The sequence below is a fragment of the Gardnerella sp. DNF00257 genome (assembly GCF_049262745.1).
Classification (GTDB): Bacteria; Actinomycetota; Actinomycetes; order Actinomycetales; family Bifidobacteriaceae; genus Bifidobacterium; species Bifidobacterium piotii.
This window is the reverse complement of record NZ_CP058403.1, coordinates 962961-989076: the sequence shown is the minus strand read 5'-3', so window position 1 is coordinate 989076 and position 26116 is coordinate 962961. Positions and strand designations below refer to the sequence as shown.

The window sequence follows — 26116 nt, the reverse complement described above, 5'->3', positions numbered from 1 at the left end:
TTCTCTCCTGCAATGAACGTTAAGGCTCTTTTATTGATGCATGGTTATCATAAGGGTAGTCTTGATACACGTGAGACTGTCGTATTGATGTCAAAGGCTTAATAGGTGGGTGCAAATTTGCCCTTGTATAGCAGGGCTTAGCGAGGGCTATCGTTAAAAGGTTTAGCATGTGGCGGCTTTAGGCTGGCTTGGCGTGGTTTTTGAGTGTGTTTTGGCCGTTTGAGAGAAGATATCAACGCTCTAGGGTCGAATGTACAGGATGTTAACGTTAAAAAGTGCACACACTTTGCACCCACCTTGTGAAGTGGGAAAATATAGCTCAAAAGGTAAAGTGAAACCTGATTATTAGTATGTGTACGAGGAGGTGTTTAAGGAAATGGACAAGCTCGTTCGTTTTTGCCGTGAAGTAGCGACATTCGGCTTGACGGTTGCCTTAATTGCGATGCTGGTTGCCTTAATATGGGATGGCACACTTGCTATTAGAATTGGTTTTACCTCTTTTGTTATTGGTGTCACAGTGATCTCGCTTAAGACTGTCCTTCGAAAGACTGATTGAATTTTGTTTGGTTCAAGTCAATAGTTGAATATCTCACGTTGGGTGACTATTACTGATCTCTGTCAGTAATAGTCACTTCTTTTTATGAATCTTAAAGTCAGGCTCAATGTCCGTCCTGTTTAGTCGATTGCCCTAATACCATGTGTTAGATGGGGTGATGATAGGACATATACTACAAAATTTTTGCCTGAAAAGATTGCGTTCTTAGGTGTTGAGAGGCACTCAATTGTTTCTGTTGGTAGTTATGGTCAATTGAAGAACAGAGTTAACAGATACTATTTTGAAGCTGGTATGGACTCTATGATGGAAGAATTGGAGCCTGAAGTAGTTCTTGTGTATAGTAAAATGCAGATGAAATTAAAGAGAAATATTTGAAAACTCAATTTGTTGAATATGAAGATTGAAGTAGCATAGTGAAAAACTAATGGGGGCGTGATAGGACAGGATTAAATAATGATTCGTGGGAGGAATAGTTGTGAATAAGTTTGAATTGTTTTCTATGATTTATTACGCGTTAAATCATTATTGGAAAGAAAATAAAAGTGAAGAATTGACTTCATTTTTAAGTGATATGAATCCTTTTTTATTTGATGATATTGGCTCTGCTGTTCCTTCTGTGTATGCAAAGTATAGTTTGCTAGTAAATGAAGAAATCAGCATTGATAATAGTTTTAGTATTGCTTGTAAATATGTTAAAAGTTTAGGTTTGCAGGCTGTAACGGATGCATTTGCTTGCGTTCGTGAGGACGATTGGAAAGCGCGGTGCGTGAAATACATGTCATCAATTCATAAGGGGCAAAATATTTAGTGTACGGAGCAATTCTTTTTCTGTGTGTCTTTTACGTGTAAAAAGCAAGTTGACTATTTTGGGCGTAATTTTTAAGTTGAACTTGAAATTTACGCCCATTATTAGAACACCACGGCTTCCAGCCAACAATCTAATATTGCATGGACATGGTGTGAGGAGAATGGATATCTTGCCTAAAATCAAGCTATTAAGCCAATCTTAAACCTTTTAACGATAGCTTTTTCAATAATCGTTAGCATAATAATGATAGTTATTAGGAATAGTTATTCCAGTAGTGCGTCAATATTTCGTTTTGAATATAGAAGTCTGCGCACTTCCATAGTGTCGTCGATGACAACGTAAAAAACAGAAAAGTTGCGTACGCTAATCCTGTAGTAGGGGTGTTCTCGTGTTGTTGATGATTGGTAAGGAGCAAATAAGAGGGGCGATTCAAGTCGTTTATCGATTGCTGATTCTATATCGTCAACAAGTCTGTGAGCAGCTTTTGGATTTTGCAGTGTATTGGTTATATAGTCAACTGTTTCTAATAAATCTTCTTTGAATAGTGGGAGAAAGGTTAATTTATACGTGTTCTTGCTCATTAATCCTTCTCCTTGCGCTATCAAAGACGTCGTCTTTAGAAAGACGCGTAGAAGTGTTTGCGGCAAAAGTATCTGCTTCGTCGAGTTTTCTTTCAATGTCGTCAGTGAGGGCAGAGTATTGTTTGATGCTCATGAGAACCATAGTTCCATAACCATTTTTTGTAAGGAATACTGGTGTATTTGAATTTATAACTGTTTCTTCTACTTCTGGGAATTTATTTCTTAAGTCGGAAACTGGGCGAATATTAATCATAGTATCAACCTCCTTTTATCAAAAAAGTATCATAATATTATCAAGATTACAATTATATTAGTGGCTTGGCACTCAAAAAGTGTAGCTATACTACCCGTTCTCTCAATCCATTTAGAATCAATTTGTTTGTTGTCAAGAAAATAAAATAATAGACTATAAGACTTTTGAAAACAATGGCTTTATTTAGATGAATAATGTTTGGTCTATCTAATTTTATATATTTTCAATCTTCACAGTTTGCGTGGATATCTATCAGCATATTTGACAAAATCATATAGTTTAAGTAAATTTCACAAGTAATATTTCAAGGAAAGGTGGGAAAATTGTGAAGTTATTTCTTAAAATGTCTCCATTGGCAACTGCCGAGGCACAATGTGTGTGCAGTCAATTTTGATTGGCTGTAAACATTAAACATTTTGAAAGGAGAAATAATGGAAACAATAGTATCCGCTTCATTAGTTTTTGTTTCTACATCCATTGACTTCTTAGTTGTTTTGACTATTTTATTCGCTAGTCAAGGAAAGAAAGGTTTGAAATCAATTTATGTAGGGCAGTATTTAGGTACAGGACTGCTTGTACTGGCTAGTCTTATTGCCGCTTACTTTTTAAATTTTATTCCACAAGATTGGATTATCGGACTCCTTGGTCTAATTCCGCTAGGTCTTGGTATAAGAGCAATTTTTGTGGATGAAGATATTGATGAAGAAGATATCGAGGGGAAAATTACCGGAGATGGATCAAAAATCTTAGCATTTACAAGTTTAACAGTGGCAATGGGTGGAGATAATTTAGGAATTTATATCCCCTATTTTACAGGAAAGAGTTTGATTGAGATTAGTATAAGTTTAGTAATATTTGCGTTAGGGATTTTGATTCTATGCAAATTATCTCAAAATCTCGCCTCAATTTCTGCTATCGGAGAGACTGTGGAAAAGTACGAAAAAGTAATTGTACCTGTCGTGTTTATTGGACTCGGTCTCTATATATTGATTGAAAATGGAACGATTAATTATTTCATAGGTCAAGTCCTAAAAGTGGTGTAAATTCATTTCCTTCCCTTTATCTGCTATTTTTACGTTCAAACTCAAACGAGAAAATAAGTGGTGCTTCCCACCGTCACGGCGTTTCACCGTGCTATAAGATGCAGGAGGCTGATTAGGTGGGTGCTTTTGCCCTTGTGTAGCAGGGGTTTGCGAGAGTTATCGTTAAAAGGTTTAGCGTGTGGCAGCTTTAGGCTGGCTTGGAGCGGTTTTGAGCCCACTTTGGCTGTATGGGGGAACATGTCTACGCTCTAGGGTCGAGTGTAATAAGTTCAATGACTGTTGCTTGTGCACAATGTGATATACAAATGTATCAATCACTTGGGTTTTCAATTCAGATTGGGAACTTGTTTGCATTTGAACCATAAGTCACAGTCATTAGATAAAAAATAAAGGAGTAAACCATGGAACATAATTGCGGATTTATTAACGATGAAAAAGCATTTAGATATAGAGCAGCAGCCATCATAGTCGAAGAAGGTTGTGTGCTATTTGCAAGAAATGATGAGGACGACTATTTCTACTCAGTTGGCGGAGCGGTTCACGTGGGCGAGACATCAGAAGAAGCCGTTAAGAGAGAAGTATTTGAAGAGACAGGTCTTAATTACGAAGTAGATCACCTTGCCGTCATACACGAGCACTTATTCATCGGCAGCTCTGGCTTAAAAGGAGTAGACTTCCATGAGCTTACACTCTACTACTTGATGAAGTCCATGGGCAAAAGAGATTTTACGAGCCAAAGCACTACAGAGTCAGGTGCTAAAGAGACAATGCATTGGTTACCTATAGATGAGCTTGATAAGTTCAAGGCTTACCCAACATTTATGAAAGAATATCTTAAATCGGAGCATAGTGGAATAGAGCATATAATTTCAGATGAAAGATATTAATGAATCCCGCTATTATGGCAAGAGATCGTTACATAAATATTATTCCATTAAAATTGACAATCACCGCCAATGGTATATTACAATAATTAACAGTACCCGACGCGCCTCTTAGCAATGCGGACCAAGTCGGGTCTTTTGATTTTTGGTCTATAACCCGATATTTAACAAGGGAGTTGTTCAAGTGGCGAATAGTAGGAAGTTTGTAGCAAAAACGAAAGATGTTAGCTTAACGGTCAGAAGAGCTGATTCTTTTAGTATTAGTTATGTTAATTGTGAAAAAGATATATTTTGTGTTGAAGAAAATCAAGACGGTATAAAGTTCGTTCAAACAGAAAAAGTGTCGGCTTTTTACTGGCTTAAGTGGCTTGCTAAAGGCAGTCCTGAGGTCATTGTTACGTTGCCGGAGAATGTTGATTTTTGTGAGATTGAAGCTGAGTCTAATCAAGTATTAGTAGCAGATATTAAAGCTGACAAGATTTATGCAGAAGTTCATAACGGCAGGGTGGAAGCAAGGAATGCTCAGGTGAATGATGTTTTTCTAAAGTGTCTTAATGGTTCTGCTGTGGCGCATAATGTTAAGGTTGTTGTTTCTTGCATGGTGGATACGTTAAATGGTACGAGTGTTTTAGAAGGAGAAATTACCAAAGGCGCATGTCTTGAAGTAGTTTGTGAGAATGGTATGGCTGAAGTTTGTGATAAGCATAAAGCAGATCTTGGGCGCAAAACAAATGGATGTGCTCACTATGCTGTGCACTGCTTGAATGGAAAAGCTGTAGTGAAGTAATACTGTTGTGGTGTTTTATGTCCGTTACTTTGACCAATCGCACGAAATAGAGTTTGGCATATTCTAAAAAATGCTTCAGAATGTTGGAGTATTAGGCTTGGTGATTTTTAATCCAAGTGTTGCGACTTTGAGAATAATATCAATCAGTTCTTCATTTAGCAAGTTCCTCATAAACTTTTTTGTTCTTTTTGATGAACATATCCGATAAAGTCATAACCTCATCGTCTGATGGAACAGTAACTTTTTCAGTTTTGGCTTTTGGGAATTCTAAAATTACGTAGCGAGGAGCATTGTTTTTCAAAATAACAGCTGATCCGTATGTGTCAACAAGTCGCGCAACTCTAGAAAAGTTTTGATTTGCTTCGGAAATAGAAACAAGTGTGTCTGTATTTACATTCATATCAAGAACCTCCATTTTTAGAAGAATTATAGCATATATTTTAGGATAAATAAATCCTAAGTATTTTGAGAGTTATTTTATAAATGACAGATAGCCTATGTGTGCTCTAGTTGCTTGTGTTTTGGGGAACAAATCGTAGCAATAATAGTAAAAAGTTCCCTACACTGTTTGATTTCTCATGGTCAGGACTTGTTGGTTATTCCAGAAAATAAGGTTACTGAGTTTAAGAAGTTGCTTGTTGAGTATTATGAAGGTGAAGATTCGCAGGTGATTGCTTCGTTTATGAGGGAATATTGTTGGAAGCATTAAACGTGCATGACGATATTGATCCTTCTGGTTCTTCTGTTTCGTGAACCTTGCTGTTTATTAAAGAGTATAGTTTGCTAGTAAATGAAGAGATTAGTGTCGATAATCTAGACAAATTAATAAAAAAAAATAATATATTTATTAAGATTATTACAGTAATCAGAGTGAATTGTAGATCTTGTTTGCTTAATAATCTGTTTTATAATCATTTGATACAGAGTCGTGTTAACGAAAAGGAGGCTAGTAGTGTTATGAGAAGTAAAACTATTTTTGGTAAAACCATTTTTCAAAGTTGTCTTGTTATGCTTCTGCTGATAGGTTCTCTCTTTTCTCTTGCGGGATGTGCCGACGATGATGAGAAGGCGGCGCTTGCGTCGTATCATTGGGGAACGGTAGCGGTGTCTCGGGAAGAGTTTCGTATACCAGAAAACTATATGAATAAGGATGAATTGTATCTCTTTGTGTCACGAGACATTCTGGATTCTCACTATGATTTGTCTAAAGTCACTCTTGGAGATAAGCCCATCAAATTAGTTGACTCACAGTTTAATTTACCTGGTCCAGGACTTAAAGCTTTATTTTTAGTTGGGAAATTTGATTTAAAAGACAAGCCAGGCTCTTGTAAGTCAAGCTCTTGTGTTCTTAAAATACCAGGGCTTAATAAAACAGGTAATGTTGCTATAGGTTATAAGAAGAAATAGTAATATTTTGCAAATGTTAAACAAATGTTTTGTGATTGCTTATATTTGAGTTTTTGACGTAATGCTCGTATAATTTTCCACGTAAAGCACATTTAAGTTTATGAGGTGTTGCGCTATGACTGCCCAAATGATCGCTAGTCTTAAGAACGGTTTGAAAGGCATATAAAAGCACATAAAACAGCTTAAGATACATATTCTTTAGCAGTATTAAACACGCATTGCACATGATGTTTGTCATTATGTTTGCACGTGCGCGTTGGTTTTTGCACGTTTTTTGCATGTTTTTGCGCGTTCTTATCGTTCTTGTAAGCAAGCGTTATCTTTTTATCTAACTGATTTTCATTGTTGAAATTTATTCAATAACAGTAAGAATTAAGGTTTAATAATAAGTAAGAACGAAGCAATAATAATGAATAATAATATAGAAAATGCAACTAATAGTCGCGATAACAATAATAAGCAGTCAGCTAGCAACTTAATATTGCGTATTGATAATGTAACAAGATCTTATTCTCGTGGATTAGGTCGTAAGAAGACAACTCGCCAAGTTTTACATAACGTATCTTTTGATATTCATTCTGGTGAAATATTTTGCTTGCTTGGTCCGAATGGTGCAGGTAAAACAACTACTGTAAAAATTGTTGGTACGTTGTTAGCTCCTGATAGTGGTAGTGTTCGTATTGCCGATATTGATGCTGTGAGTAATCCTCGAGAAGCGCGTAAGCACGTGTCGTTACTTCTTGGAGGTGAGCGAGGATTTTATCAAAGGTTAAGTGCATTAGATAATCTTCGTTATTTCGCGGATCTTTCTGCTGTTCCATATATGGAGCAAGGTAAGCGTATTCACGATGCTCTTGAGCAAGTTGATTTACTTGATAAAGCTCATGATGCTGTTCAAACTTTTTCAAGGGGAATGTGGCAGCGATTGCATATTGCTCGATCGCTGGTCGCTAAAACGGATCTTATGCTTTTAGATGAGCCTACTACTGGTTTGGATCCTGAAAATGCTAGGAAAGTACGTGAAATTATTCATGCTTTACGAGATCAAGGAATAGCGATTTTGTTAACTACGCATGAGATGAGTGAGGCTGAAAAATTAGCTGATACTGTTGCTGTAATAAATCACGGTAATATTATCGCTCAGGGAAGTGTGCAGCAGTTGGCTTCTTTGCAGCATATTGATCATGTAACAATGTACGCGTATGAATGTGAAGCATCAAGTGGAACTCCTAGTGTTAAGGAAGAATTGCAAAAACTTGATGGAGTGTTGTGGTGTGATGTTTTTGAATCGCATGGAGTGTTAAATATTACTATCGCGTGGAGTAAAACATTATCTCAAGAACGAAATATTAAAATTCCTGTTGATGGGATTACACGTTTAGGTGATCGCGCTGCAAGTTTGGAAGAAACGTATCTTGCTATTGTTCAAAATGACAATATTTCTGCATCAAATATTTCTTCTTCTGTTACGCCGTCTTCTTCGCCGTCCTTACTCCCATTAAGTAAGTAGGAGGTTTAATATGAATACTTCTACTCGTTCATATGCTTTTGTGATTCGTGGCTTGTGGTTTCAGCTTAAAAGTTTAGCGAAAACAACGTTTTTCTTGCAAAATGCGATACTTGCTCCAGTATGTTTTGCGTTGATGAAAATTGTTGCATACTATGGTTTTTCTCATGATTGCGCTAATTGTCTTAATAATATTTGGGTTGATTCTTCTATAGCTGGATTATGGTCTGCTACGACTACTGCTGTTGGAATTATTGGATACCAGCGTTATTTAGGAACATTACAATATTTAACTTTAAGTGTTATCTCACCTTCTGCAGTGTTTCTTCCTATTGTAGGATCAGCAGCTTTACTTGGTTGTATTGGTATGCCGCTTGCGATTATTACCGTTGCTGTTTTCTGCCATGGGTTCTTTATGATAACATTCACGCAGTTAGTTGGATACTTACTTTCTATGCTAGCTTGCGTAGCTTCTGCTGCATTATTATCTGGAATTTTTGTATTATGCCGTAAAGCTACAGTTTATGAAGGTTTGATTTTAATTCCTGTATGGATGCTTTGTGGAATAGTGATACCTGTAGAATCAATGCCATTGCCAGCTCGCGTTATTGCGTTTATTCATCCGCTCACGTCTGCAGTGTGGGTGGTTCATGCGCAATCGTTTAATGCTACTACTGTGTTAGCAATTGTGTTATGCGTTGTATTATCCAGCATTTTGCTTGTTATTGCAGGTTTTATGTTACGTCATGCTATTCGACTTGCAACGCTTAATGGAAGTTTGAACATAATATGATACGAAATAATAATCAGGTTGAAACTATGCAAAATAAAATTATTCAAAATAGTAAGTGTGCTAGATTGCATCAATATAATCAATATTCACAGTATGGTCACGTAAGTGTTTTATCTAGTATACGAACTGGTGCAAGAGTGAGTATACAGAGTATACCTAGCTTAAATAGTTGGAATACTGCTGTTATCCGTATGATTGTTGAGCCTCTTTTATCCACGTTCTTATACGTTTTTCTAGCTGGAGCTGTAATCGGAGGCTTCAATGGAGCAGCTAGTTATGCGACTAGCGCTGGTTTTAATTATAGTTTGATTGCATCAACTCTTGCTGCTGTTATGGGTGCGTGTTATATTTCCACAAGTATGACTGTGTCAGAGGCACTAGCATGGGATCGTTTTGAAGGAACAACACCATTCGTGCTTACAAGCGCGAAAGTTGCATTACCATTATGGTTCGGTCGTATTATTGCGCTCGTTACTATTTCTTTGGTGAGTGATGCTGTGACTTTGTTTATAACAATGCTTGTAGTAAGCCCGAGTGCTTTCTTTGTGATTAATATGAGTGCGTTGATGCTGTTGTTCCTTATTGTTCCTGTTGCTTCTACGGGATTTGGTATTGCTATAGCTGCTATAAGCATGATGATGAATGATGTTTATACTATTTCTAACGCGCTTAGTGCAATACTTCCTATTGTTTGTGGTGTGATTGCTCCAATTAGCGTATTTCCTAAGATGATGCAATACGTGTTATATGTGATTCCAGTAACTCATGTTACGCAAGTATCGCGTAGCATAGTTGATGGTTCTGTAAATGTTGGTGTATCGCTACTTGTGATTCTTATTGTTGGTGCGTTGTGGGCAATTGTTGGTGTGATCATATGGAATGTTGGTGTGGCGATTCAACGACGTAAAGGTACTTTAACAAATATAGGATTTTAGCTGATAAATATGGGATTTAGTTAATTATATAAATATTAAATTCGCGTATGGGGAGTGGGTGTAAGACTAGTGGCATGTTGATTATTGCGTAAGATTGTTCAGCAAGCTATTAAGCCAATCTTAAACCTTTTTGCGATATTTTTTCCTATCGTTAAAAAGTGCACCCACTTTTTGTTTGTATATTTGGCTATATCATACATTACTTTTCTAGTAGAAGCTGTGCTTTATGGAAAAGAAAAATTTTATGGATTTGAAAAGCTCGCACTAATTGAAAGAAAAAATTAAATTTTTTCTTTAATAAAAGCTTGTATGTGTGGTTTTTTTTTAAATAGTAATACTATTAAAGCTAAACAGACTATTATGGATTCTAATTTTAATAGAATTGCATTCTTATTAGAATCACATATTAGAAATAAGGAGAACTTATGAAATTAATTAGACCAGATAGTAAATATATTCAAGGTTATATAGAAGCAAATGAAGAAGATGAAATTTTTAGGCCGAATGCAGAAAGACGTTTTATACACCCTGAGACGATTATAGAGAGTTCTTATAATATTGAACATGGTATAAATTTGCCTGAAAATTATGTTAAAGCTACTACGTTTTGGCTGATAGATAATGAAAAATTTATTGGTGAAATTAATATTAGGCATGAATTAAACTCTTTTTTAATTAACTATGGCGGCCACATAGGGTACGAGATTAGACAATCTGAATGTATGAAGGGCTATGGAACAAAAATGCTTTCTATGGCACTTGCATATTGTAAAGAGACTTTGAATCTACATAAAGTTTTAATTACGTGTGATGATGACAATATCGGCTCGATACGAGTTATAGAAAATAATGGTGGAATTTTAGAAAACAAAGTGAAAAATAGCTTATCAAGAGGAAACGTTACAACAAGAAGGTATTGGATTAATATATAGGAAAAATATTAAATTTTATCTATACTGACCGCTCAAGCGGTGTTTAGGGTAATTTTTAGATATTTAGGGTAATTTTTTAGATATTTTGTGCGATCAAAGCTGTGCAATCATAGCACGATATTCCGTAATTGGATTTTCTGAGGAAAGATGATGAGTGAGACGAAGGTAAGGCCAGTGCTTTTCAAGGATGCTTTTTGGGGTTATGTGATTACAGAAACTGTTGCTGGTATTTGCACGCTTATTATTGCGTTGCTTGTACAGCAGTTCGTAGGGCACCGCGTACTAGGTTGGGAAACTGTGGCAATACTTGCACTGAGTGTTGTGGTGTTTTCGCTTCTAAGTGCAGCGTATCTGCAGTGGAATAGGCGTCGCAGACCAGATGACAGGTCTGGCGATTTACTCAGAGGAATCATCGATTTTGTGCTCAGGCTGCTGGTGACTTCTGGTATTGCTTTATTGCTTGTTTCCAATATTATGCTGCTAAGCATTATTATTGGCGCAGCAATCACTAGTGTGTTGCTGTTTGTTTTTGAAAAGCCTTGGCAGCCAGGTATGACGGATGCGCAATTACAGGAAGCTTCAAAGAAATCGGTTGAGCTTGGCGTTCAAATGCTTGAAGAAGAGCGCGTAAAGCGCGCCGAGGCGAGAAACATGATTGCATTACAGCATGAGAGCGCAAGTAAAACAGACACTTCTAGAGGTGTGTCTTTAACATTTTCCTCGTTAATTGTTGCGAATATGCTGATGGAAGCAGTATGCGATGTTGCAACATTTTTGCTTGCATTGATGCTGCAATGGTGGATGCTTGGTACTATCGCTGGATGGCGAACGCTACTCGTCATATTCTTTGGCAATATGCTATTTTCTTGCGCGCTGGCTGCGGTTATGGTTCTGATGGGCGCATTGAAGGCTGACCAACAGAAATGCCTAACAAAAAGTTGGCCTTTCTTAGTTATTGTTGTACTGCTTCGACTGCTGATCTTCGGTGTTCTCGCTTGGCTGCTTACACCTAGCTTAGTATGGGTAAGCGTAGTCGTTGGCGTTGTGCTTACAGATATTGTTATCGTTATAAAGCATCATCCATGGAGAAGAACCGCAGTAGCAGCATAAGGTTTTGTAAGACTGTTTTCTTCTTCTTTGAGCAAAAGGTTCTACGTACGTTGAGAGTGTTGTGTAGTATTGATGTCAAAGGCTAGTATCGAAACGAGCTGAGTGTACAAGATTGATGTAAAAAAATGCACATCATTAGGGGCGTTCACTTAGGGATTTAATTCCTAAAAAAATTATCGGCGTAATCGGTATTACTACCGGATACGCCGATTTTACTTATGGAGTGGAATATCAACTGCACCTATGTAATTCCACTGTATCCATATGGTTTGTTTCTTGGTTCTTGTACCTGCTACCTTTTCAGATTTTTCAACATAAATCTTATCTACAAAGGTTCGAATGATCTCTGCATTAAGTTCTTGTATATCTGTGTATTGTCGTACTAATTTCAAGAAAGAATCTACGTTGAGACATTCCTCTTGCGCTTTAGAAATAAAGGCTTCAAGGGATTCAATCTTGCTTTTCAGTTCAGCTTGTTCCTTGTCGTAGGACTTAGACATGCTCTTAAATCGTTCATCAGAAATTTTACCGTCTAGGTTGTCTTCATAGAGATGCTGAACAATTGTGTCAAGTTTGCTAATTCTTGCTTTTGCTTGCTCGAGTTCCCTATTAGAGGACTTTAACTTTTGGGTTAGTTCTTTCTCGCTTTTCTTCATCACAAGTCCCACGAACTCTTCTTCGTGCTGTTTGGCAAATGAAGTAATCATTCGTAGCTCGTGAAGCAGTATTGCTTCGATCTGAATATTTCTAATTTGATGTGATGAGCATTTGCCTTTTTGCTTACGATAGGTAGCACAGACAAAGTATTCTTTATCATGGCTCCAATCTTTTCCTCGAACCTGATAAAGCTTGTTACCACAATCCGCACAAAATAGCATTCCCGATAACACCGGCATCTCTCCAAGATTGGCACGCACTCGTCTACCATCTCTTATACGTTGAACAATATCAAAAGTTTCCTGGTCAATAATTGCTTCGTGTGTGTTTTTGAAAATTAGCCAGTCTTCTTTGGGATTCAATAATGTTTTCTTGCACTTGTACGATTTCTTTCTTGTTTTGAAATTGACCGTATGCCCAAGATATTCTTGCTTTTCAAGCATATTAGAGATAGTTTTTTGATTCCAGACTCCCTTAATCTCCGATTTCGCGGAAGGAATTTTAATACCAAGAGAGAAAAAATGCTCAGAAGGTGTTGGAATATTCCTTTTGATTAGCTCATTGGCAATCTGGCTAGTACCATATCCATTAACACAGAGTCTAAAGATTTCACGCACTACACTGGCAGCTTCTTCATCTACAATCCAATGATTTTTATCTTCAGGATCCTTAAGATACCCATAAGGAGGATTGATGCAGAGCGGCTTCCCACTTTGTCCTTTTGCTTTAAACACAGCTTTTATTTTTCTGCTTGTGTCCTTAGCATAAAACTCATTGAAGATGTTGATGAAAGGTGTCATGTCGTTGTCTGACTGATTATTGCTATCTACGCCGTTATTTATTGCAATAAAGCGAATATCAGCGTTAGGGAATACCATCTCTGTATACATACCAACTTGCAGATAATCTCTACCCAAGCGTGACATGTCCTTGACGATAATGGTTCCAATCTTTCCTTCGTCAATGAGAGCAGTTAATTTAAGCCAATCAGGTCGCTGGAAATTAGTACCCGAGTAGCCATCATCTACAAAGAACATAAGATTGTTGAAATGATTGTCCTCGGCATACTTTTTCAGCATGCTCTTTTGATTGATAATGGAATTGCTGTCACCTTGTAATTCATCGTCTTTGGATAAACGGCAGTAAAGTGCCGTTATCTTGCCTACATTATCTAGAGTATAAGAAGGCTGTCTATTTAGTTTATTCATCTGTTTTCCTCCTTTCCGACAGCCTTCAAGCGGTCAGTATATATTCCCGTATAACTCAGAATTTATCAAGTTATTTAGCTTCTATTACATGGTTTAAATTGCTTAAAATAAGGTGCTTGATTAGGTCTTTGACACCTTTCTTAGCACTCTTGCTTTCAAGAGAGTGAACCGTAAATTCAGTATTTCCGATTCTTAACACTTCGGTTTTTACCGGTGTATCCCTAATTTGTTCATCCATGCATTTTGACCTCTTTTTTTAAGAAAGTTGCAATACTTTAATTGCTTCAGGATGTACCAGTTTTCCATCCAAATACTCAAAAGAGAGGTAACCTATCTGGTCCATAAGAGAAAATATTTCGTTTAGAACCTTGATGGTTGGGTTATGGCGTTCGATAATCCAATAGTTGGAAAAATCACCAAAAGCGATAACTTTCGCTCCCTTTTGAGAAGAAGGCATGGCATTGTCAATGACCACAGGTCTGCCCATTAAGTTGCCATCAAAATCAGATAGGATGTATGATCCGGTAGTGTCCTTTAAGGTTTGAAGATAAAGAGCAGTTTCATCATTCATAAGCCACGTGGCATTTTCTCGATACTTACTATCTAGCGAGAAGAATAAACGTTTGATGGCATCTGCGGAAATCTCTTTTGCTTGCACAGCAACCTCAGCACCTGATGTATCTGATAAAATTCCTGTCGGCTTAGTTATCCCATCACCATTTATAAAAGCTTCCGACTCATTCAATGTGAACTGCTTCGTCAGTTCGCTTGTTATGAACTCTTCGATATCAAAGTCAAGGTCAGCTGCAAAATCCGTACCCAAACGAATGAGGTTAACTAGGGTATACTCCGTTACATCAATACGCTTAAAACCATCTTTAATAGGCATATACGTCATGATGCTTGTGTCATAATCTTTCATCCATTTGGTGAACGGTGAGGCTTCATAGATGAACAATTTACTTGCTTGGGAGTGTGCTTTTACCACTGTACACAGTTTTCTAAGATTACTTTTGTTTGCAAGCTTTGCTTCGAGTTTTGCTAGAGAAGAAGTCGGCAAATCATAGGCATCCGTATAATGGTGGCGCAGTTTTCTTTCAATATTATTCGCATTACCATTTGCATTGCGCAATACGTTCCAAAACGTGCTGTGGTAGTCCTGACTTGCTAGTTTCATTTCTTTTTCAATATCTCTGTTAATCATAATCGTTAGTTCCTTTCATTACTGTTTTCTGCAATTGCTGCAGTAATTTGCTTGATTTTGCCCATTTACCCTTTTGAATTCGCTGTTTTTGCACGCAAGACCCTGCGCCCGTTCCCGAAGGGGTACTCTTTAGAGATTTGACCCCCCCTAGGGGGTTAGGTTCAGAAAGTAGTATGCGAATAAATTTCTAACAGCACAGTACCTAGGCAGGTTTTCTTTCTTCAATGTTGTCAAAAAGCTGAAATCATTTCAGTATTTTGATTTGTGCATGATAGTATTTCTTCTTCATGTTCAACACAGGTTTGCGATACGAATTACGCAATCATAGGCACCACCTCCTTAAACGTGGCATGATGTGGCAGTTAAATTTCGTTATTGCCTTATAGGGTTATATGGGGATATAGGTTATTAACTGCCACTAGTTGCCACTTAAAAAATCGCTAAACTCACTTTTAAGCCTGTAGCCTTTAAGAAGCGTGGTTTTTTCTCCGCCTGTCTTGGGACGCTTTCTTACAACCTCGGCAAATTTTCTTAATTCCTGATTGAAGTTTCTGCTGTTCTCAGAAAAACAGCCGTTATCAATGCACCACTTCTTGTAGTGGTCGTATACAACTGCCGTTCGAATCTCAGAGCTCTGGTCTTTAACGAGTACATCTTCAGCAAACTGTGCCATCTTGTCACTGTCGTGGGCATAACTAAAAATGGCATCAAGAACGCTATTAGGCGGCTTAAAGCCTTCATCTCGGAGGTGGGTAAAGCCTTCAAGAAGCCAGTTTAAAATGGCACTTTGCACCTCTTTTTTAGAAAACTCCGCCTTTAAGGTTTTATCCTGTTCCCACGCTTCAAAATGCCTGTTAAAGGGAATAATCTGCATGCGGTCGCTACTAAACACTGTCATATCGCTGATGACGGGCAGATAATTGGTGTTCACGTACAGTTTGAACTGTGGTTTAAAGTCAAAACTGTTCTCATGCAGGAATCGAGCGTTTAAGGTATCACTTCCCGTCATGTATTTAACTTGGGCTGAATTAAGGAATAGTCCTCGGCTCGGCTCAGATATATTGGCAAAGCGAACACCGGCAAGGCGTGCTACATCCTCGGTCGGCTGTGAGCTATTAGGGTTCTTCTTTAGAGCAATGGTTTCCGCGCGTACCGCTTTTCCGTAATCGCCCATCACAGACAGAACGCTTTCCATGAGTGTGCCTTTACCGTTTCTTGTGCTTTCTCCAAAAAGAAAGAACATGCACTCATAGCGTGTATCACCGCTTAACGCATAGCCTAATGACTTTTGAAGATACAAGGCTTTCTCACAATCTCCGCTCATAATTTCATCGACAAACTGGCGAAAACGTTCACTTCTTGCCTTCGGGTCATAAAACACAGGTGATACTTTGGTAATAAGATCTGTTGCTAAGTGCTTGCGAAATACACCGTGCTGAAGGTCTAAAGTTCCGTTTTGGCAGTTAAATAGATAAATGTTCTTATCGAACGCTTCCATCGAAATGGGGTAAACGCTTTGAGCTTCCTTGATATAAATCTCACGGTTACGACGGCTGCTCCATTTGTTCCAATACTCAACAAGCATGGAACGGGTTCTCTCGTCTTTAATGACACCAGCATAACGTATAAGAGAAAGAGCTAAATCCTTGCATAGTTCCATCGTTTTAAGCGTTCCAATATCGCAAGTCCAACGTACACCATCGAAGATGAACCACATTTTGCGCTCCGGTACATAGTGCAGAATGTTTTGGAAAATATCAGCAAACAATCTGCCATTACCTAAATCACCGTTGCGATATCGTATATTTTCATCAGGCTTTAGTTCCTGTAATTTAGATAAGAGATCATCAAAGTCTTCCTCAGCACTTGCATTATGGAAAGGCTCATAGAAGGTATGACATTTAGAAACAGCTTTCTGAATGGTTGTGTTGCCATAAGTATCCGCGCCACGGTGTTCATCCCACTTAGGACGGAATAAAGCAGACTTACGAAAAAGTCGGTCTATTTGCTCCTTGTTACCGCCACAGTAAAAGGCAAGAATAGACACAAGCGCGGCATCTGCTTCGCTATGAGAAGGGTAAGCCGAAATGTCACCATGCCAAAGTGCTGTAAATTTAGCTCCATTTATGGCGTTGCCAGCTTTTTCAATAACAGATGTATCGCTTAAATATGACCTTGTACACGCGTTATTTTCTTTTTCATGAGTGTTTATGTTTCGCTTCATGTACGTGTCTAAAAGCCACATGATGGCTTCATCGTCTTCTAAAAGCTCGCCTTCCTGATACACGTCGCCCGTAACTGTTAGATAGCGATTCGTAGCTAGAGCGCTGTAAACCTCAATATCCCCATGCTTGATGTAATAAGACTTTTTATCGTATGCGCCGTTAAACAGAAGCAAGATATGAAAGCCATGCTTACTTGGGCTGTATTCGATATAAGCGTGCTTGAAATGGGCAATAATCTCTTTTGCCCAGTCTTTAATGATGCCATTATCGATGCAGTGGTCTAAATCGATGCCTAAGAGGTTATCAACAAGCTTTATACCAATTCCGTCGTATTGGTCTTTTACTTTCATGGCATCATCAAGCGAGGTGAAATCGCTTAAGTTGTCTGTAGCTGCTTTCTTTCCCGTTATGGGGTTATAAGGCGGCTTAGTGAGCCTACCGTTTTCTTGCTGCTCGTACTTCCATGAACAAAAGATATTCTTGTTCTTTAGTGCTTTTGGCAGTTTCTCTAGATCCATATTTGATCCTCCTTTTCTAGAAGGCTTATCCCTTCTACATCACAGGCAAAAGAAAAAGCCGACTTTTTAACCTGTCTTAAAAAGTTTTTTTGGTCTTCTACTTGGTAGCCATGAAAGAGGGTGTAATCTGACGGTTTTAGAAAAAATTTTTGACAATAAAAATCTCCTAAGCATTCATTAGGCATTTGCCTTGAATGAATAGCAAAGGAGACTTTTTTAATCTGCTATATTCCGGAGTGGCTAGCTCTTTATATCGTTGATATACTCACAGAATCGTGATAATATTTAACTATTAAAATAAGGAGGGAATTATGGCTGTTAGTTATAAAAAACTATTACATCGCATGATTGAAGAAGATATTTCCAATCAGGACTTAATGAGAATGAGCAATATTTCCGCCAACATTATTACGAAACTACGCACTGGGCAATATATATCACTGGAAAAAGTGGAAGGTATCTGCACAGCTTTACACTGCACGCCCAACGATATTTTGGAATTTATAGCGGAGGATGAAAAGTAATGGCTAATAATCAAAAACTGGAACTTACGTGGCTTGGTAAGGATAAAGAAATCAAAATAGAGCCTAGGATTCTAGTTGAGGATAAAGAAAAATCAAACTGCAAAAATGATCCTAATACAGAAAACATGCTCATACATGGAGATAACCTACTCGCACTAAAAGCGTTAGAAAACAAATATGCAGGTAACCGCGATCACTTCTTCATATTTGAAGTAAGTACCGTAGATGAGAATCCGCTAATCTATCATTATACATATAAGAAAACTACAATATATTTAGCAGAAAAATAGGAGCAGTTCAATTGACTGTTCCTATTTTTAATATTCATAAAATCTAAAGTCTTTATACTCTTTAACAATGGAGTCGCCAACCAGAACAGACTATACTGACCAGCGACTACCTTAAATTTAATGTTTCAGATTTATTTTCTTATCTCTAATTTCATAAACTACATCTGCTACATTTTCGAGTAATCGTTTATCGTGGGTGATAAACACGATAGTTCCGGTGTACTCCTTCATTAGTATTTCCAAAGCCTCTAAACTTGGTATGTCAAGGAAGTTACTGGGTTCATCCATTATTAGGATGTTATATCTACCCATGAGCATTTTAGCAAGCAACAATTTTATAATTTCTCCACCGCTTAAAACAGATAAACTTTTTCCAATATCGTTCTGTTTGAACCCCATAGATGCTAGCACTGAACGAATTTCTGATATATTGTAGTCACAATCCTTCTGCATAAACTCCATAACATTCTGATTACTGTTGTACTTGTAACCATTCTGTGCAAAGTAACCTATTTTTGCCTTAGGCGAAATAGAAATTCCTTCTTCATGGTTTAAGATCATTTGGATTAAAGTTGTTTTTCCGATTCCATTACCACCAGTTAACGCCACTTTTGCTCCTAACGGAATTTGAAAAGATGCATTTTCAAACAGAGCCTTATCCCCAAATACTTTATTAATTTCTGCACCGACTATAGGGTATGGATTATGGAGCTCCAATGCTTTACTTTGCCTGAAACGAATTCTGCGAATGCCTTCCGGAGCTTCTACTTTTCCTAAGGCCGCAATCCTGTGCTCTAGGGTTTTAGCAGCATTATACATCTTTTTTTCCTTACTTCCTATTGATTTTTGATGAGCTAAACGCCCTCCGTCTTCAGTACTTTTTTTCTTTGAAGAACCTTTTGCCTTCTGTTCTATTTTACGAGCCTGTTTTCGCTTTTCCTCCGCAGCCCTTTCCAATCGGGCACGTTCCGCAATAAATTGTTCGTATTCTGCAGCTTGGCTCTTACGTTCTTCCTCTTTCTGACGAAGATAATCAGAATAGTTTCCCCAATACTCAGTGATTTTGCCATCTTTCAGTTCCCATATTTTATCTACTATTTCATCAAGAAAATAGCGGTCATGGCTAATAACTAACAGTGCACCTGTAAAATATTTTAGCTGTCCTATTAGAAAATCAATTCCTTCACGGTCTAAATGGCTCGTAGGTTCATCCGCTAAAATACCATGAACCTGTGCCGATAAGGCCTGTGCTATTTTAAGCCTTGTTTCTTCACCACCGCTCATAGTCTGTATATTTAATTGCTCAACACCTAGCTTGCCTACAAGTGCAAAATCTTTTTCCTCCTGCAGAGTTACTTCGTCCAACTGGGGAATATAGGCAAGTTCACCCAGACGATTCATTTTACATCCTGGGGGAGTTAATTCTCCTAAAAGTACCCTGAGTAAAGTGCTTTTTTCCAGCACCATTTGCTCCTACTAAACCAATACGGTCATAATCATATACTTCTAATTCATTTATATCTAAAACATCGCGTCCTTTGAATTCCACACGAATGTCTTTTGCTTTTAATATTAATTCCATAACATTTCCTCCTGTCTATAATCGCATGCTTTCATTTGCTTGTATGCAGGGAAAACCCTGCGATTTTAGCAGGAAGAGTTACATGAAAATAAGATACATAAATATTCCTCCAATATTGTTTATTTTAAATCTAATTTTCTAACCTCAGTTATCATTTGGCAAACTATAGCAATGCCAATAATTAAAATACCTGATAGTAAAAACCAATGATTTACACCGATTTTATCAGCAAAGAATCCAGAAAGAATTAACCCAATTGGCATAGCAAGTGACATGATACTTCCGATCAAAGAAAATACACGTCCTAAATATTCAGGCTTAATTTTCTCCTGAAAAAGAGCTGTTTGCACACCGCTATAAAATGGCACCGAAAGCCCCATTATTGCACAGCAAACTACGAATATTACAAATCCATTTGGAGGAAGTATTCCCGAAACGGCTAAACTGGTCCCCATTATAAAAAATGAACTTGTTATTAGTAATACATGCTTTTCGAAGCCCCCTAATCTTCCTAATAATAAGCCTCCTGCTAGCATCCCAAATGCAAAGGAAATTTCCGTAATAGAAATATGCACAGGCGTTCCATTAAAGTGTTCCATGCTTATTAAAGGAAATAGTGCATTGATTGGCATATAAACAAAAGTATATAGTGTTCCTAAGAGTAATAAGGCAAACAATCCTTTGTTTTGTCTCAGAACCACAACTCCTTCTTTCATCTCCCTTATGAAATTTGGTTCTAAACTTTGCACTTGATTACCCAGCTTAGGTATACGTACAATTGCTACCGTAATAGATGCAATCACAGCACCCAATACGTCGATGGCAATAATAGCATTTAAATCCCAAACGGAGTATAAGAGTGCTGCAACTGCCGGACTAACAATATAGCTTATAGACTGCAAAGACTGACTATAGCCTGCGCATTTCGTTAGCTGTTCTTCTGGTACTAAAAGTGGTGTAACCGCATTGAGTGCTGGGGTATGAAAAGCTGTTCCAATGCTACGGATAAACAATACTATCATAATCATCCAGACAGGTAGCTCCATACAGAATGCAACAATAGCAAGCACTGCACCAGCTGCTGCGATAATTAAATCGGCACCAATCATTATCTTTTCCCTATCATGACGATCCACTAGCACACCAATGGCAGGTCCCAAAATCGCATAGGGTAAAAAACCTACTAATGAAGCCATAGACAAGACCATCGCAGATCCTGTTTTTTCTGTAAGGTAAAAAATAATCGCCATTTGCAGGATGGCACTAGTGATTAATGATACTGCTTGCCCTGCCCATATTGCATAAAATTTTCGTTTCCAATTGTTGTATTTTTCCATTTATATTATCTCCTGCATATTATTTTGCTTGAATTTCTATTTTGAATAGCATTCTAGGCAATAAAAAATGCAGGCCAAACCCCACAATGTGGCTTTTGGTCTGCATACATACAATTTGGAAACATTCATATTAAAGACATAGTTAAATAAAGGTATAGTTAAATAACCAATATCCTCACCGTAACTAATGAATGCTCAATATCGTATAAATAAGCACAACAAAAAAGCCTATCATCGGGTATAGATTCTGCTTTTTTTATTGCCAGCTTATCTTAAACGCATTGAGGCTGTCATAGTTTCGGTTCCTCCTACATCTTTGTTTATATCAATTTATAGTATAACACAACAAGATGATATGTTCAATATAAAAGTTATGGAATGAGACTCATACTTCCAATTCGATGCCAGATTTAAAGGATATGACGAAGTTTTCTTCATAGACTGTAACGCTCTGGATTATCTTCCTTAGTAGCAAGCGATTAGCTTTCACAAAATCTTCTGTTTGTAGTTTTAAAAATTCATCAGGATTTTCTAACTCAACCTCAAAATATTTCATTTTACATTCCCTCATTTCATTTATTGATAAATTGAGTTTGCAAAAAAGAGTGGACAATTTTTGTCTACTCTTAACCTTTAAAATAGTTTTTTTTTAATCGATTTGAAGTTGCCTAAATTATTACTTATTCGGTAAAATGAAGTATTGCTTTCAACAGATTTCCTTCAACTACACTTCACTTGATTCAAACAAGGTGGGTACATTTCTATTCCCACAAACTCCTTGTCAATGGAAACAAACACGTACCCACAGGGTAAATGGAAATAGAAACTGATAATTTCTAGCTATCACTTCTACTCATTCCAAAAATTTTCTCACTCTGATACTTACCCACCATAAAGCAAAAAGCCTTGCAATCAAGGCTTTCATTATCCCTTTCGTTCAAAGGTTTCTAAGCTTTTACGAGCAGAGCGACACACTCAGCGGTTCGCTATCTCCGTTCTGTCTGCGTGCTAGCACTTGTCAATCACGGACAGCTATCGCATGGGCGGAAGTAAATGCTAATCTTCGTCGTTTTACTCCTTGACTAGCAAACTTACCGCCTCAACATGCTACGTTTGTAGGTTTCACAGGAACTCCTATTGCCGAAACATATCAGACCTTTGGTCAGGAAATTGATAGATACACTATGGATCAGGCGGTCGCAGATGGACTAACTGTTTCTATTAAGTATCATCCTCGTATTGCCAAGGTGTTACTTGATAAGACCAAAGCTAAAGAAATTGAAAATTACTATAAAAAGTGTGCCGATGATGGTGCAACGTATGATGATATTGAAGCCAGTAAACGTGCAATGAGTTCTATGGAAGTTATCCTTGGCGAGCCTTCTCGCTTGGAGAGGCTTGCTATAGATATTCATGACCATTATATTTCATCTTGTGATAGTGACCCAGATAGAATTCAGAAAGCAATGATCGTCTGTTCTAGCAGAAAAATTGCATATTCACTTCTTTTGAAATTCAAGTATAAATATCCGGAATGGTTTGAAGAAAAGAAAACTCCTGACGGAGTTACTGCAACAGATGAAGAACTTAAAGAATTAAAGCCTATGCCATTTATGGCTATGGTATCGAGTGTTGGAAGTAATGATGAATCTGAGATGTATAACTATCTTGGTGGAGTTAAAAATGATAAACGTTGCGAAGAACTGGATGCAGCCTTTAAACAGGAAAGGTCTAATTTCCATATTGTTATCGTAGTTGATATGTGGATTACGGGATTTGATGTTCCGTCACTTACATATTTATATAACGATAAGCCTTTGAAGAAGCACTTGCTGATTCAAACTATCAGTCGTGTAAACAGAAAATATCCCGGCAAAGAATATGGTATGGTTATCGACTATATTGGCATTCGCGATAATATGCGTGAGGCCATGAAGGTTTACGGTGGTGATACATCAGTTGCTCCCACATCGGATGACGTTGAGCAGGCTACCTCTGCATTCAGGGAGGAGATTGAAATACTTAAAGCACTGTTTACAGATTATGACTTAGCTCCATTCCTTAATACGAAATGTGACCCTGTTGAAAGATATAAATTACTTTCCAAAGCGGCTGAGTATGTCTTTACATCAGCACAGGTCTTGCAGACAGAAGGAAACGGAAAAACTAATCAGGTCTCGTTTAAGACATATTTCTTAAAGTCTGTTAAGAGAATGAGAAGTGCTTTTGATATTTGCCAACCTTCTGGAAATCTGGGCGAAGAAGAATCTGCGCTTGCACAGTGCTTTATGGCTATAGCAGGCTTCGTTCGTAAAATGAGTGGAACCAGCGATGTTGATGCTGAAACTATGAATCTTGTGGTATCAAAGATGGTTGAAGAGGCATTAAAATACAATAAGGTAGAAAGTGTTCTTGAAAGTGGCGAGGAAGAAGATATCTTCTCTCCTGAATACTTTGAAAAATTATCAGATGTAGAAATGCCTGCTACAAAGTTAGAATTACTTATCAAAATGCTCCGTAAGCAAATAAAGGAATATGGCAGGGTTAACCAATTAGCAGCGAAATCTTTCCAAGAAATGATTGAAAAGACTATTGATGAGTACCATGAAAGACGTAAGCACCTTACTGCTGAAGAAGCCGGGGCAACACAGGAAGCTGCCTCAGAAGATATTATTAAGGCTGCAACTGAACAAGCTTTAGTGATACTTCGTCAGATGAACGAAAATCGTGAGAGTTTCCGTAAAATAGGATTAACCTTTGAAGAAAAGGCATTCTATGATATTTTGATTGCTCTTCGTGACCAGTATAAGTTTGAATATGGCATTGACAAAGAAGTTAACGGTGTTGTGATAAACGATAAATGCAAGACACTTGCTAAAAAAGTTAAGGAAATAATAGATACCGAGTCTTCATTTGTGGACTGGCTCAACAATCAGAATGTGCGTAATCAGTTAAAATTGAAGATAAAGATTTGTTTGGTTAAGAACGGCTATCCGCCACAGTATAGTCCTGAAGTGTTCACAAAGGTGATGGAGCAGGTAGAAAATTTTGAGGAGCATTCTGAAACAACTTCAGAAAGTTAGATTATTCCTTTTCCTTATTGCTTCTATGTGAAGAACTATGATGTTTGCTGAGAATAGTGCCCTATATGGTAGAAAGAAGGATGGTGAATAACATGGGAAGTATTGTTTTAGAATTACAGAATGAAATTGTGTCATCAAATTGCGATGTTGTTAATATATTACGCAAAGCACATTTGATTGCATCAAAATTAAAGCTTGCTGATTTTGATCAATGGATTCAACACGAATTAAATGGTTATCCTGACCCAGAATCTTGCCCTGAGTATAGAAAGGTTCGTGGAAGTTTAAAAACTTTCAATCCTTATCGCGGTTGGATTCCAACCTCAATACAGGATAATGAATACGAAAAAAAGATTTGTGAAAGAAAGTTAGTAAATTCAATTTCTGAAATCATTTCTTTATGTCAGTCCTCAGGAAATGTATTAACTTTAGATTTTTCAGGCGAACAACTTGCATTGTTTGATAAAATGGCTGATTCGCTACTTCCAATGGATTATGCATTACATGTACCTACAACTGCAGTTAAAGACATTGAAGAAAAAGTCAAAAATACTATTTTAGAATGGACATTGAAATTAGAATCGGAAGGTATTGTAGGGGAAAATATGGTTTTCTCTGAGACTGAAAAAGAATCCGCAGTGAACATGCCGCAAACCGTGAATAATTATTACGGGAATACAAGTGTGATCAATTCGCCATCCGATAATGTACAGATAGTGTCTGGAAGTGAGAATACAGTTACATTTTCCTATGATAAAGTTAAGGATGTAGTTGATGCCGTTGAAAAAAGTATTAGTGAATCTGATTTATCAAAAGAGGATATAGAAACCGCAACAGAATTATTAGCTGACATCAAATTAAAAATTGAAGAAGAGAAGAAACCGCATATTTTAAAATCAGCATTGGTTGGACTAAAAGACTTTTTAATTAATACAGGTGCCAGCGTTACTGCAGTGTTAATACAAGCTCAAATACAAGGTTTGTTCTAAAAATCTCAAATACTATTTCGGTATCTGAGTATAAGAAAACGGCCACACAGAGTATCTCTACTCTTGTATGGTCGTTTTATTTCTTATGTTCCCGCTTAAAGGCTTTCAGTTGGTTTTCTTTTAATCCCTTACTGAACACTCCTTTTGCACCTGGCTTTGTATGTGTATTTTACGCAGAAGGAGAGAGAGTTTATTATGGGTAACAATAGTTCGAAAGAAGAGTTAAATACTGAAATAAAAAATGCTGGAAAAGCATATTCTGAGATAGAAACATTGAATAAGGATTTAAGTAAATTTAAAACAAATCAAAATCAAATTAACATGCCTACTAGAGGTAGAGGTAAATTCAAAAATTTATATTGGTGGGTAATAGATCTAGAAAATGAAGTGGATATTTACAGGATTAAATATAACAAAATTTTTTTAATGCCATATACTTTTGGACTTACAGAAGATGATTTAAATACAAATACAAGTACGGATATAATAGATTTGAAAAATTATGAAGAAAATGATGAGTTATCTGATGAAGAAGGTAATAATTTATTTTATCGCATAAGTAAACAAAAAAATTATAAAAAAGCTAAAATACATTCTAACAATTATAACGTAGATATAACTACAGGTAATTTTCACCCACATGATGCTTTGAAGGGAGTAATAAAAGGGGAAAAAATTAAACAAATCATGCTAGTAAGAAATACCTTAAGTAAAAATCAATCTCACTACGGAGTTTTATACCCCAAGAATTGCCCTGAAGGCGAAGAAAAAAATTTCATAGTTTTAAGAGATGAAGCCAATAAATTCTACTACATTCCTAAAAAATGCATAAAACTAGTAAAAGAAAACGAAGAACTTGGAAAAACACTTATTGATTTTTTAAATTCCATAGGAGTTGAATAA

27 protein-coding genes and 1 pseudogene are annotated in these 26116 nt (G+C 37.2%); 18 read left to right on the top strand and 10 right to left on the bottom strand.

The annotated features are described in order from the left end of the window. The first annotated feature begins 376 nt into the window (after positions 1 to 376). The 3 genes from HXT23_RS03765 to HXT23_RS03755 all read left to right on the top strand — a co-directional run bounded on the left by HXT23_RS03765 (position 377) and on the right by HXT23_RS03755 (position 1364). Entirely contained in the window at positions 377 to 556 is a 180-nt protein-coding gene (locus HXT23_RS03765; protein ID WP_009994761.1) for a hypothetical protein, read from the top strand. Positions 557 to 739: 183 nt separating this feature from the next. Continuing rightward, positions 740 to 931, top strand: a complete 192-nt coding sequence (locus HXT23_RS03760; RefSeq protein ID WP_016635622.1) for a DUF4417 domain-containing protein — start codon at positions 740 to 742, stop codon at positions 929 to 931. An 85-nt stretch (positions 932 to 1016) separates the two neighbouring features. Next, on the top strand, positions 1017 to 1364 hold the full coding sequence (locus tag HXT23_RS03755) for a hypothetical protein (RefSeq protein ID WP_016788772.1): 348 nt from the start codon (positions 1017 to 1019) through the stop codon (positions 1362 to 1364). Between the two features lie 263 nt (positions 1365 to 1627). On the opposite strand, the gene HXT23_RS03750 is transcribed toward HXT23_RS03755, so the two are convergent. Both HXT23_RS03750 and HXT23_RS03745 read right to left on the bottom strand, forming a co-directional pair. Beyond that, complete coding sequence (locus HXT23_RS03750; RefSeq protein ID WP_016635624.1) at positions 1628 to 1945, bottom strand: type II toxin-antitoxin system RelE/ParE family toxin; 318 nt, start codon at positions 1943 to 1945, stop codon at positions 1628 to 1630. Further along, entirely contained in the window at positions 1926 to 2198 is a 273-nt protein-coding gene (locus tag HXT23_RS03745) for a type II toxin-antitoxin system Phd/YefM family antitoxin (protein WP_016637256.1), read from the bottom strand. Before HXT23_RS03745 ends, HXT23_RS03750 begins: the two co-directional genes overlap by 20 nt. A 431-nt stretch (positions 2199 to 2629) precedes the next feature. Here HXT23_RS03745 and HXT23_RS03740 point away from each other — a divergent pair, with 431 nt between their 5' ends. The 3 genes from HXT23_RS03740 to HXT23_RS03730 all read left to right on the top strand — a co-directional run bounded on the left by HXT23_RS03740 (position 2630) and on the right by HXT23_RS03730 (position 4912). Then, positions 2630 to 3241 (top strand): CadD family cadmium resistance transporter, encoded by a 612-nt coding sequence (locus tag HXT23_RS03740; RefSeq protein ID WP_422112705.1) that lies wholly within the window; start codon positions 2630 to 2632, stop codon positions 3239 to 3241. A 401-nt stretch (positions 3242 to 3642) separates the two neighbouring features. Beyond that, positions 3643 to 4128, top strand: coding sequence for an NUDIX hydrolase (locus HXT23_RS03735; RefSeq protein WP_016635903.1), 486 nt, complete (start codon positions 3643 to 3645; stop codon positions 4126 to 4128). A gap of 181 nt (positions 4129 to 4309) precedes the next feature. Next, positions 4310 to 4912 carry a hypothetical protein gene (locus tag HXT23_RS03730; protein ID WP_032817102.1) on the top strand — a complete coding sequence of 201 codons (603 nt, stop codon included), beginning with the start codon at positions 4310 to 4312 and terminating at the stop codon, positions 4910 to 4912. Between the two features lie 151 nt (positions 4913 to 5063). Here HXT23_RS03730 and HXT23_RS03725 read toward each other — a convergent pair whose 3' ends face one another. Continuing rightward, the gene (locus tag HXT23_RS03725; protein WP_119529251.1) at positions 5064 to 5312 is read right to left on the bottom strand and encodes a type II toxin-antitoxin system Phd/YefM family antitoxin; all 249 of its coding nucleotides are present in this window, start codon (positions 5310 to 5312) and stop codon (positions 5064 to 5066) included. Between the two features lie 168 nt (positions 5313 to 5480). Between HXT23_RS03725 and HXT23_RS03720 the strand changes: the two genes are divergently transcribed. The 7 genes from HXT23_RS03720 (at position 5481) to HXT23_RS03690 (ending at position 11596) form a co-directional block, all read left to right on the top strand. Further along, positions 5481 to 5621 (top strand): hypothetical protein, encoded by a 141-nt coding sequence (locus HXT23_RS03720; protein ID WP_162861504.1) that lies wholly within the window; start codon positions 5481 to 5483, stop codon positions 5619 to 5621. 248 nt (positions 5622 to 5869) lie between these two features. Next, the gene (locus HXT23_RS03715) at positions 5870 to 6319 is read left to right on the top strand and encodes a hypothetical protein (RefSeq protein ID WP_422112704.1); all 450 of its coding nucleotides are present in this window, start codon (positions 5870 to 5872) and stop codon (positions 6317 to 6319) included. 409 nt (positions 6320 to 6728) lie between these two features. Next, entirely contained in the window at positions 6729 to 7829 is a 1101-nt protein-coding gene (locus HXT23_RS03710; RefSeq protein WP_248899066.1) for an ABC transporter ATP-binding protein, read from the top strand. 10 nt (positions 7830 to 7839) lie between these two features. Further along, the gene (locus tag HXT23_RS03705) at positions 7840 to 8619 is read left to right on the top strand and encodes a hypothetical protein (RefSeq protein ID WP_004132058.1); all 780 of its coding nucleotides are present in this window, start codon (positions 7840 to 7842) and stop codon (positions 8617 to 8619) included. Further along, a complete protein-coding gene (locus HXT23_RS03700) occupies positions 8616 to 9554 on the top strand; it encodes an ABC transporter permease (RefSeq protein WP_422112703.1) in 939 nt (312 codons plus the stop codon). The genes HXT23_RS03705 and HXT23_RS03700 overlap by 4 nt, the downstream gene beginning before the upstream one ends. Positions 9555 to 9979: 425 nt before the next feature. Further along, complete coding sequence (locus tag HXT23_RS03695; RefSeq protein ID WP_016635551.1) at positions 9980 to 10486, top strand: GNAT family N-acetyltransferase; 507 nt, start codon at positions 9980 to 9982, stop codon at positions 10484 to 10486. A 150-nt stretch (positions 10487 to 10636) separates the two neighbouring features. Then, a complete protein-coding gene (locus tag HXT23_RS03690; RefSeq protein ID WP_248899068.1) occupies positions 10637 to 11596 on the top strand; it encodes a hypothetical protein in 960 nt (319 codons plus the stop codon). A gap of 212 nt (positions 11597 to 11808) precedes the next feature. On the opposite strand, the gene HXT23_RS03685 is transcribed toward HXT23_RS03690, so the two are convergent. From HXT23_RS03685 to HXT23_RS03670, 4 genes are all read right to left on the bottom strand, one after another. Next, positions 11809 to 13461, bottom strand: coding sequence for a recombinase family protein (locus tag HXT23_RS03685; protein WP_422112702.1), 1653 nt, complete (start codon positions 13459 to 13461; stop codon positions 11809 to 11811). A 70-nt stretch (positions 13462 to 13531) separates the two neighbouring features. After that, a complete protein-coding gene (locus HXT23_RS03680) occupies positions 13532 to 13699 on the bottom strand; it encodes a hypothetical protein (protein WP_180947300.1) in 168 nt (55 codons plus the stop codon). An 18-nt stretch (positions 13700 to 13717) separates the two neighbouring features. Then, positions 13718 to 14665, bottom strand: coding sequence for a phage major capsid protein (locus HXT23_RS03675; protein ID WP_422112701.1), 948 nt, complete (start codon positions 14663 to 14665; stop codon positions 13718 to 13720). A gap of 418 nt (positions 14666 to 15083) precedes the next feature. Next, positions 15084 to 17408, bottom strand: a complete 2325-nt coding sequence (locus HXT23_RS03670; RefSeq protein WP_004121944.1) for a phage/plasmid primase, P4 family — start codon at positions 17406 to 17408, stop codon at positions 15084 to 15086. A 311-nt stretch (positions 17409 to 17719) separates the two neighbouring features. Here HXT23_RS03670 and HXT23_RS03665 point away from each other — a divergent pair, with 311 nt between their 5' ends. Then, positions 17720 to 17932, top strand: coding sequence for a helix-turn-helix domain-containing protein (locus tag HXT23_RS03665; protein ID WP_004121956.1), 213 nt, complete (start codon positions 17720 to 17722; stop codon positions 17930 to 17932). Beyond that, entirely contained in the window at positions 17932 to 18222 is a 291-nt protein-coding gene (locus HXT23_RS03660; protein ID WP_004121959.1) for a DUF5960 family protein, read from the top strand. Before HXT23_RS03665 ends, HXT23_RS03660 begins: the two co-directional genes overlap by 1 nt. A 117-nt stretch (positions 18223 to 18339) precedes the next feature. Here the strand turns inward: HXT23_RS03660 and msr(D) are convergent. The 3 genes and pseudogenes from msr(D) to HXT23_RS03645 form a co-directional block, all read right to left on the bottom strand. Next, positions 18340 to 19804, bottom strand: a pseudogene (gene msr(D), locus HXT23_RS03655) (ABC-F type ribosomal protection protein Msr(D)). A gap of 119 nt (positions 19805 to 19923) precedes the next feature. After that, a complete protein-coding gene (gene mef(A), locus HXT23_RS03650) occupies positions 19924 to 21141 on the bottom strand; it encodes a macrolide efflux MFS transporter Mef(A) (RefSeq protein ID WP_422112700.1) in 1218 nt (405 codons plus the stop codon). A gap of 385 nt (positions 21142 to 21526) precedes the next feature. Further along, positions 21527 to 21697 (bottom strand): hypothetical protein, encoded by a 171-nt coding sequence (locus HXT23_RS03645; RefSeq protein ID WP_000873143.1) that lies wholly within the window; start codon positions 21695 to 21697, stop codon positions 21527 to 21529. A 580-nt stretch (positions 21698 to 22277) separates the two neighbouring features. Here HXT23_RS03645 and HXT23_RS03640 point away from each other — a divergent pair. The 3 genes from HXT23_RS03640 (at position 22278) to HXT23_RS03630 (ending at position 26116) form a co-directional block, all read left to right on the top strand. Next, positions 22278 to 24224 (top strand): type I restriction enzyme endonuclease domain-containing protein, encoded by a 1947-nt coding sequence (locus tag HXT23_RS03640; protein ID WP_422113081.1) that lies wholly within the window; start codon positions 22278 to 22280, stop codon positions 24222 to 24224. A 92-nt stretch (positions 24225 to 24316) separates the two neighbouring features. Beyond that, positions 24317 to 25213 carry a hypothetical protein gene (locus tag HXT23_RS03635; protein WP_004122116.1) on the top strand — a complete coding sequence of 299 codons (897 nt, stop codon included), beginning with the start codon at positions 24317 to 24319 and terminating at the stop codon, positions 25211 to 25213. A 195-nt stretch (positions 25214 to 25408) separates the two neighbouring features. Next, positions 25409 to 26116, top strand: coding sequence for a hypothetical protein (locus HXT23_RS03630; protein ID WP_032815751.1), 708 nt, complete (start codon positions 25409 to 25411; stop codon positions 26114 to 26116).